The organism is Cupriavidus sp. WS (genome assembly GCF_000395345.1).
GTDB classification, from domain to species: domain Bacteria; phylum Pseudomonadota; class Gammaproteobacteria; order Burkholderiales; family Burkholderiaceae; genus Cupriavidus; species Cupriavidus basilensis_B.
The window spans coordinates 1-8,807 of the sequence record NZ_AQPL01000150.1 but is presented as its reverse complement, the minus strand read 5'-3'; the positions used below and the strand labels follow the sequence as shown (position 1 = coordinate 8,807).

Genomic DNA, 8,807 nt, shown 5'->3' with positions numbered 1-8,807 from the left:
CCTGCCGGCACCCGCGCGCGGCTGCCGCGGGCCTTGCCGCCTCATCTCATCTCCCCGCTGACAATCACGATGGAAAGCGCCGTCACCGAGATCTTCTATCGCCTTTCCGCGGCGTTCTTCTGGCCCGTCGCGCTGGCCCTGCTGGTGCTGTTCGTGCTGTCGCTGGCGGACCTCGGCAGCCTGCTGGTGCAGTCGCGCCGGCGCGCCGCCGCGCCGCGCACCGACCTGCCGGCGCTGGCCAACGCGCTCGCCGCCGGCCTGCGCCACGGCGCGCAGGCGCAGTGGCGCGCGCTGCCGATGTCGCCCGCGCTGGCGCGCTTCTGGGGTTTGCTCGAAGGCCGCCTGGCGCGCCTCGATTCGCACGAGCACCTCGACCTGTGGCTCGACGAGACGCTGCAGCGTGAGGAAATGCGCGTGGCCAACCGCCTCGACCTGACCCGCACGCTGGTGCGCATCGCGCCCATGCTGGGGCTGGCCGGCACCATCATCCCGCTCGGGCCGGCGCTGCAGGCGCTGCTGGCCGGCGACATGGCCGGCATGGTCAACCACCTCGTGATCGGCTTCGGCGCGGTGGTGTGCGGGCTGGTGCTGGGCGGCATCGCCTACGTGCTCACGCTCACGCGCGAGCGCTGGGCGCGCGCCGACCTCAAGGAGATGGAGAACCTGTGCGAGCTGGTGCTGCGCGCGCTGCCGGCGGCGGGGGCGCGAGCCTGATGGAGGCCGGCCACGGACACCGTTTCCGGCGCCGCCGCTTCGTGCGCCGCCGCCATGCGCAGGGCGAGCTGGCCTCGGTGCACCGCGAAGACCCGCTGGCCGGCGTGGCCAACCTGTTCGATGCCTCGATCGTCTTCGCCGTGGGCCTGATGGTGGCGCTCACGCAGGCCTTCGGTCTGACCCAGCTGCTCGATCCCGATGCGCGCTTCACGCTGGTCCAGCGCGACCCGCGCACGGGCGAGCTGCAACTGATCGAGAAGAACCGCAAGGAAGTGAAGGTCAGCAAGCTGTCCGCGCAGCAGAAGGCGGGCGACGGCACGCGCCTTGGCGTGGCCTACCGGCTGCCGGACGGCAGCGTGGTCTACGTGCCCGAAGGCGCGCAGCCGGCCACGGCGGGCGCGGGCAAATGAGGCTGGCGCGGCAACGCTGGCTGCCGGCCGCGCTGGTCCTGCTCGGCTGGCTGCTGCTGGCGTGCGCGCAGGCGCGGGCCGCGGCGCCGGTGCGCGTGCTGGTGGTCACCACCAACACCCATCTGCTGCCCGCCGCCGAAGCGCGCCTGCGCGAGCTGGCCGGCCCGGGCCGCGTCGAGCTGCAGGCGGTCACCGCCGCGCCCGACGCGGCGCAGATCGCCGCCGCCGATGCCATCTACGCCTACTTCGCGCCCACTGCCGTATTGAAGCAGATGGCCCCGGCCGTGCGCCAGGCCAGGCAGCGCGGCGCGCTGGTGCTGGCCGCGCCGGCCGCCGCCGCCGAAGCCGCCTGGGGCATCGGCCTCGACGCCGCGCGCGGCCCGGCGGCCGAGGCCTACTGGAGCGCCGGCGGCGCCGACAACCTGGCCGGCTGGCTGGCGTGGACCGTGGCGCAGTTGCGCGGCACGGACGCCATCGCCGTGCCGGCGCCGCGCCCGCTGCCCGCGGCCGGCATCTACCACCCGCGCGCCGCGCAGGTGTTCGCCACGCTGCCGGCATACCTGGACTGGTATCGCGCCAACGGCGGCCTGCCCGCCGGCGCGCCGCTGGCCGGCATCGCCTTCTACGCCAGCAACTACCGCCAGCAGGACCTGGCCCACATCGACGCGCTGGTGGCCGCGCTCGAACGGCAGGGCATCGGCGCCGTGCCCGTGTTCGGCTGGCCGCTGTCCAGCCTGGACGCCGCGCTGACCATCGATGGCCGCAGCCCGCTGCGCGCGCTGTTCACGCTCAACCTCACCATCAGCCGCGCCGAGGACAAGGCCTGGCTGGAGCGCCACGGCGTGCACGCCATCAACCTGATCGCCACGCGCGACAGCCAGGCCGCGTGGCGCGCCGATGCGCGCGGCATCGCCGGCGAGCGCCTGCCGCTGCTGCTCAACACGCCCGAGCGCGCCGGCGCCAGCGAGCCGATCCTGTTCGCCACGCTGGAGGACGAAAACGGCGCCAAGGCCAGCCGCGCGGTGCCCGAGCGCGCCGACGCCGCGGTGGCGCGCGCGCGGCGCTGGATCGCGCTGCAGGACAAGCCGGCCGCGGACAAGCGCGTCGCCATCCTCTACTACAACAACCCGCCCGGTAGCGGCAACATCGGCGCCAGCTACCTGGCCACGCTGCCGTCGCTGGCGCGGATCATGGCGCGCCTGCGCGCGGCCGGCTACCAGACCGGTCAGGCCGGCACCGCCTTGCCGGACGAGGCCGGGCTGACCGCGCTGCTGGAGCGCAACGGCCGCAACATGGAGGCATGGTCGCCGGGCGAGCTGCGCGAGATGGTCGCGCGCGGGCGCGTCACGCTGCTGCCGATGGCGCAGTACAAGCGCTGGTTCGACGCGCTGCCCGCGGCCTTCCGCCAGTCCGTGCTGGCCGCGTGGGGCCCGCCCGAGCGCAATCCGCTGATGCTGGTGGACGACGGCCGCGGCGGGCAGGATTTCGTGATCCCGGGCCTGCGCTTCGGCAACCTGTTCGTCGGGCCGCAGCCGCTGCGCTCCACCTTCGCGCGCGCGCTGGATACGTCGCACGACACCGTCACGCCGCCGCCGCATTCGTATATCGCCGCCTACCTGTGGTACCGCCATGCGTTCGGCGCCGACGCGGTGGTCCACGTGGGTCGCCACGGCACGCTCGAATGGCTGCCCGGCAAGCAGGCCGGGCAGGCCGGCGACGACAGCGCGGAAGTGCTGCTGGGCGACCTGCCCAACGCCTACTACTACATCCAGGACGGCGGCGGAGAGGCAATCCAGGCCAAGCGCCGCAGCGCCGCCGTGCTGGTCAGCCACCTGACCCCGCTGCTGACCCGCGCCGGCATGCCGGCCGCGCTGGCGAAGCTCGACGAGGTGATCGAGCAGCAGGAAGCCACCGCCGACGGCGCGCCCGCGCTGGCCGAACAATACCGCCTGCAGGCGCAGGCGCAGATCCGCGCGCTGGGCCTGGACCGCCAGCTCGGCGTGGACCTTGCCGCGCCGTGGGAGCAGGTCGAGCCGGTGGTCCACCGCTTCCTGCACAAGGTGGAAGCCGAGCCGATACCGCAGGGCATCCATGTGCTGGGCGAACTGCCGCCGCCGGATTTCCAGCGGCAGGCGCTGGCCACCGTGCTGGACAGCGCGTTCGGCGCCGACGAGCGCAAACGCCTGGGCCATGACACGCTGGCCGGCTGGTCCGGCGCGCTGCTCGACGGGCGCGAGCCGGATCCGGCGGACCTGCCGCCGCCGCTGGCGGACAAGGCCGGGGCCGCGCTGGCCGCCGCGCGCGAATGGCTGGCCGGGCTGCGCGCCTCGCCGCGGAGCGAGCTCGACGGACTGGTCACGGTGCTCGCGGGCCGCTACCTGCCGACCGCGCCGCTCGGCGATCCGGTGCGCACGCCGCAGGGCCTGCCGACCGGGCGCAACCTGCATGCCTTCGACGGCGCGTTCATCCCCACGCCGGCCGCGTGGGAAGTCGGCAAGGCGCTGGCGCGGCAGACGCTGGCGCGCTACCGCGCCGAGACCGGCGCCGTGCCCGAACAGGTCTCGATGGTGCTGTTCTACGGCGAGACCGAGCGCCACCAGGGCGCGATGGAAAGCGAGGCGCTTTACCTGATGGGCGTGGAGCCGGTCTGGAACGCGCGCGGCGTGGTCGAGGACGTGCGGCTGATTCCCGATGCGCAACTGGGGCGCCCGCGCGTCAACGTGCTGTTCACCATCTCCGGCATCTACCGCGACGGCTTCGGCGACAAGGTGGCGCTGCTGGACAAGGCCGCGCGCCTGGCCGCGGCGGCCGGCGACAACGCCGTCAGCCGCCACGACCGGGAAGCGGAGGCCGCGCTGCTGGCCGCCGGCGTGGCGCCGCCGCTGGCCGGGCGCCTGGCGCGCGCGCGCGTGTTCGCCGCCAGGCCCGGCAACTACGGCATCGGCGTGCAGCAGATGGTGGAGCAGAGCCTCGATGTGGCCCGACCCGTGGCCCGGCCCGGCGAGCCGGCCGGGCAGGCGCTGGCGCAGCAATACCTGCGCTACATGAACTTCGCGTTCTCCGCCGAAGGCTGGGGCGAGACCGCGCCGCAGGCGCTCGCCAGCCATCTCAAGTCGAACCAGGCCGTGCTGTTCTCGCGCGCCAGCACGCTCTACGGCGCGCTCGACAACGACGACACCTACCAGTACGCCGGCGGCCTCAACCTCGCCACGCGCGCGGTCAGCGGGCAGGCGCCGCGCTTCTGGCTGCACAACCTGCGCCGCCCGGCCGAGGCCGAGACCGTGGACGCGCGCACGTGGCTGGCCACCGAGCTCAACGCGCGCAACTGGAACCCGCGCTGGATCGCCGGCATGCAGCGCTCCGGCTATGCCGGCGCGCGCGAGATGGCCCGCGAGATCGAGCATCTCTACGGCTTCCAGGCCACCAGCCCGGAGCAGATGAGCGGCGACTTCTGGCAGCAGACCTACGACGTCTACGTGGCCGACAAGCTCGGCATGGACATGGACCGCTTCTTCGCGCGCAGCAATCCGCATGCGCGGCAAGGCATCCTGGCGCGCCTGCTGGAAGTGGACCGGCAGGGCAGCTACCGCTTCACGGCGGCCGAGCGCGCGGACATGGCGCGGCGCTACGTGGCCTCGGTCAACCGTGACGGATTGTCGTGCACGGCCAATAGCTGCGGCAATCCGGCGCTGATGCAGTACATCGCCGGGCTGGGCCAGCAGGCGCGCGTGCCGGTGGACGCGCTGCGCGCGTTCGGCGAGCGGCTGGCGCGGGCCATGCCGGGGCGCGAGCCGTCGGCGGGGCCGGGCGCCGCGCCCGCGCGGCACGGCGTGGCGAAGGCCCCGGCCGTGCCGGCGGCGAAGCCGGCGCAGGCACCATCCGCGCCGCCGGCACCCGCCACCGAGCACGTGGCCGGCCGGGTGCTCGAGTCGCGCGTCATCCAGCTCGCGCCTTCGGCACCACTTTCCGGCGTGCGGGCGCGCGAAGCGTGGGAGGTGGCCGCGCTGATGGCGCTGCTGGTCGCCGCCGGGGCCGGCGCGGAATGGCGCCGCGGCCGGCGCCCGCGGCGATCGCGCTGATTTCGCATTAATGCCGGGCTGATGCCGCATTGATGCCGCGGCGGTGGACAGCCCCGCGCGATGTCTTTATGCTGTCCGCCTCGCTTCCGCCGCGCGCCGCAGCCCGGCCGCGGCCTCTCCAGACGCCCGATTTCCCGAGCCCGCCACCATCATGCAGACCAGCAAGATCCCCGCCACCATCGTCACCGGCTTCCTCGGCAGCGGCAAGACCACGCTGCTGCGCCACATCCTCGAGAACGCCGGCGGGCGCCGCATCGCGGTGATCGTCAACGAGTTCGGCGAGCTCGGCATCGACGGCGAGATCCTCAAGGGCTGCGGCATCGGCTGCGACGAGACGGGCGAGAGCAACGGCCAGCTCTATGAACTGGCCAACGGCTGCCTGTGCTGCACCGTGCAGGAAGAGTTCTTCCCGGTGATGGAGCAACTGCTGGAGCGCCGCGCCGACATCGACCACGTGCTGATCGAGACCTCCGGCCTCGCGCTGCCCAGGCCGCTGGTGCAGGCCTTCAACTGGCCCAGCATCAAGAACGCATTCACCGTGGACGCGGTGGTCACGGTGGTCGACGGCGCCGCCGCGGCGGCCGGCCAGTTCGCCGCCGACCCCGACGCGGTGGACGCGCAGCGCAAGGCCGATCCCAACCTCGACCACGAATCGCCGCTGCACGAACTGTTCGAGGACCAGCTCGGCTCGGCCGATCTCGTGATCCTCAACAAGACCGACCTGATCGACGCCGCGCAGCGCGCCGAGGTGGAAGCGCTGATCCGCCCCGAGATTCCCGCCGAGGTGAAGATCGTCGGCGCGCAGGGCGGCAAGCTCGACGTGGCGCTGCTGCTCGGGCTGAACCGCGCCTCCGAGGACACCATCCACCTGCGCCCGGATCACCACGGCTCGGCGGACGACCCGGACCATCATCACGACGAATTCGATTCGGTGGTGGTGGAGCTCGGCGAGGTGGAGCGCGAGCATCTGGTCGGCGCCCTGCAGCAACTGGTGGAGCAGCACACCATCTACCGCGTCAAGGGCTTTGCCCGGCTGCCCGGCAAGCCCATGCGCCTCGTGCTGCATGGCGTGGGCCGCCGCTTCGACGGCTACTTCGACCGCCGCTGGCAGCCGGGCGAGGCGCAGGCCACGCGCATCGTGCTGATCGGCCAGGACCTCGAGCGGGCCACGCTGCAGGCGGCCCTCGAAGCCGCGCTCGCCACGGCGCAGGGCTGACGCGCCGCCACGCGCATGCACCTGCTTTCCACCCGCCCGGGCGGCTTCGTCGACGACAATGCCGGCGTGGTGCGCATCGCGCAGAGCCCGGCGCGCATCGTGGTGCTGAGCGCGGCGGACACCACGCTGTCGCTGCTGGCCGGCGTGTTTCCGCGCCTGGGCGAAGACTTCCCCACGGTGCGGCTGGCCAACCAGATGTACCTGCGCCAGCCGGCCTCGCTCGACCTGTACGTGGACGACGTGTTGCAGCATGCCAGCGTGGTGGTGGTGGACCACCTCGGCGGCGACAGCGACTGGGCCTACGGCCTGGAGCGGCTGACCGAGCTCGCCCGCGCGCGCGGCCAGTTGCTGGTGATGTTCTCGGGCGACCTCGCCGAGGACGCCAACCTGCTCGCGCGCGGCAACGCGCCGGCGGCGCTGGCCAATACGCTGTGGCGCTACCTGCGCGAAGGCGGCGCCGACAACGCCGAGCAGTTCTTCCGCTGCCTCGCGCACCATGCGTTCGGCTGGGGCGAGCCGGCCTTGCAGCCGCGCGTGCTGCCGCAGGCCGCGCTCTACCATCCGGCGCACGGCGTCGCCACGATGACGGACTGGCAGCGCGACTGGCGCGCCGGCGCGCCGGTGGCGGCGCTGGTGTTCTACCGCGCGCACCTGCAGGCCGGCAACACCGCGGTGTTCGACGCGCTGATCGCCGCGCTGCGCGCCGAGGGCCTCAACCCGCTGCCGCTGGCGGTGAACTCGCTCAAGGACACGCTGTGCCGCGAGGTCCTGCAGCAGCTTTGCGCCGAGCATGGCGCGGCGCTGGTGCTCAACACCACGGCCTTCGCCGTGTCCTCGCTCGACGCGCCCGGGACGATGGCGCTGGCCGGCGACGCGCCGGTGCTGCAGGTGGTGCTCAGCGGCGGCAACCGCGAGGACTGGCTGCGCGACAACCAGGGCCTGGGCGCGCGCGACGTGGCCATGCACATCGCCATGCCCGAGGTGGACGGCCGCATCATCACGCGCGCGGTCAGCTTCAAGGGGCTGGCCTACCGCTGCCCGCACACCGAGGTGGACGTGGTGCGCTACCAGCCCGACGCCGGGCGCATCGCCTTCGTGGCCGAGCTGGCGCGGCGCTGGTGCCGCCTGCGCGAGCTGCCCGACGCGGACAAGCGCGTGGCGCTGGTGCTGGCCAACTATCCGTCCAGCGAAGGGCGCATCGGCAATGGCGTGGGCCTCGACACGCCGGCCTCGGTGGTCGGCATCCTCGCCATGCTGCGCGAGCAGGGCTATCACTGCGAAGGCCTGCCCGCCGACGGCGACGCGCTGATGCGCGGGCTCACGCAGGGCATCACCAACGACCTCGCCCAGCACGGCTGGCGCCCGGCCTTCCAGAGCCTGGCGATGGCGGACTACCTGCGCCACCTGCGCGGCCTGCCCGAAGAGAACCAGCGCGCCATCGCCGCGCAATGGGGCAGTCCGGAGCAGGACCCGATGGTGCGGCAGGGCCGCTTCATGATCGCCGGCGTGCGCAGCGGCCACCTGTTCGTCGGCCTGCAGCCAGCGCGCGACCATGCGCTGCCCGGCGAGGCCGGCGAGGCCGGCACGTGCGGCTACGCCAGCTACCACGACGCGGAACTGGTGCCGCCGCACGGCTACCTGGCTTTCTATTTCTGGCTGCGCCATGCGTTCGGCGCCGATGCCATCGTCCACGTCGGCAAGCACGGCAACCTGGAATGGCTGCCCGGCAAGAGCGTGGCGCTGGCCGACACCTGCTGGCCCGACGCCATCCTCGGCCCGCTGCCGCATCTCTACCCGTTCATCGTCAACGACCCCGGCGAGGGCGCGCAGGCCAAGCGGCGCGCGCAGGCGGTCATCATCGACCACCTGATGCCGCCGCTCACGCGCGCCGAGAACTACGGCCCGCTGCAGGACCTGGAGCGCCAGGTCGACGAATACTACGAGGCGCTGGCGGTGGACCCGCGCCGCGCGCGGTTGCTGCGCAAGTCCATCCTCAATCTGATCGTCGAGCAGCAGCTGCACCGCGAGCTGGGACTCGACGCGCCGGCCGACAGCGACGGCGAGGACGCGCTGCTCAACCGCACCGACGCCTACCTGTGCGAGCTCAAGGAATCGCAGATCCGCGACGGCCTGCACGTGTTCGGCGTGTCGCCGCAAGGGCGCCAGCGGCGCGACACGCTGCTCGCGCTGGGCCGCTTCCCGAGCGGCGACGGCCGCGGCGCGCAAGCGGGCCTGCTGACGGCGCTGGCCGCCGACCTCGGCCTGGGCGAGGGCTTCGATCCGCTCGACGCGGACTGGGGCGCGCCGTGGCAGGGCCCGCGCCCGGCGCCGCTGGCGGCCGTCGACGCCGGCGCGTGGCGCCACCACGGCGACACGCGCGAGCGGCTC

The 8,807-nt window shown here is 73.5% G+C and carries 5 protein-coding genes; all 5 read left to right on the top strand.

Annotated features, from left to right (window positions below):
* Positions 1-714: MotA/TolQ/ExbB proton channel family protein (locus K206_RS0113645; protein ID WP_369796888.1), on the top strand; the 714-nt coding region annotated here is incomplete at its 5' end.
* The gene (locus K206_RS0113640) at positions 666-1,124 is read left to right on the top strand and encodes a DUF2149 domain-containing protein (protein WP_231401605.1); all 459 of its coding nucleotides are present in this window, start codon (positions 666-668) and stop codon (positions 1,122-1,124) included. The genes K206_RS0113645 and K206_RS0113640, both read left to right, overlap by 49 nt.
* Positions 1,121-5,203, top strand: a complete 4,083-nt coding sequence (locus K206_RS0113635) for a cobaltochelatase subunit CobN (RefSeq protein ID WP_020202962.1) — start codon at positions 1,121-1,123, stop codon at positions 5,201-5,203. The genes K206_RS0113640 and K206_RS0113635 overlap by 4 nt, the downstream gene beginning before the upstream one ends.
* 151 nt (positions 5,204-5,354) lie before the next feature.
* Positions 5,355-6,419, top strand: a complete 1,065-nt coding sequence (gene cobW / locus K206_RS0113630; protein WP_020202961.1) for a cobalamin biosynthesis protein CobW — start codon at positions 5,355-5,357, stop codon at positions 6,417-6,419.
* A 15-nt stretch (positions 6,420-6,434) separates the two neighbouring features.
* Positions 6,435-8,807 (top strand): cobaltochelatase subunit CobN (cobN, locus tag K206_RS0113625; RefSeq protein ID WP_020202960.1); only part of this gene is annotated, 2,373 nt, incomplete at its 3' end.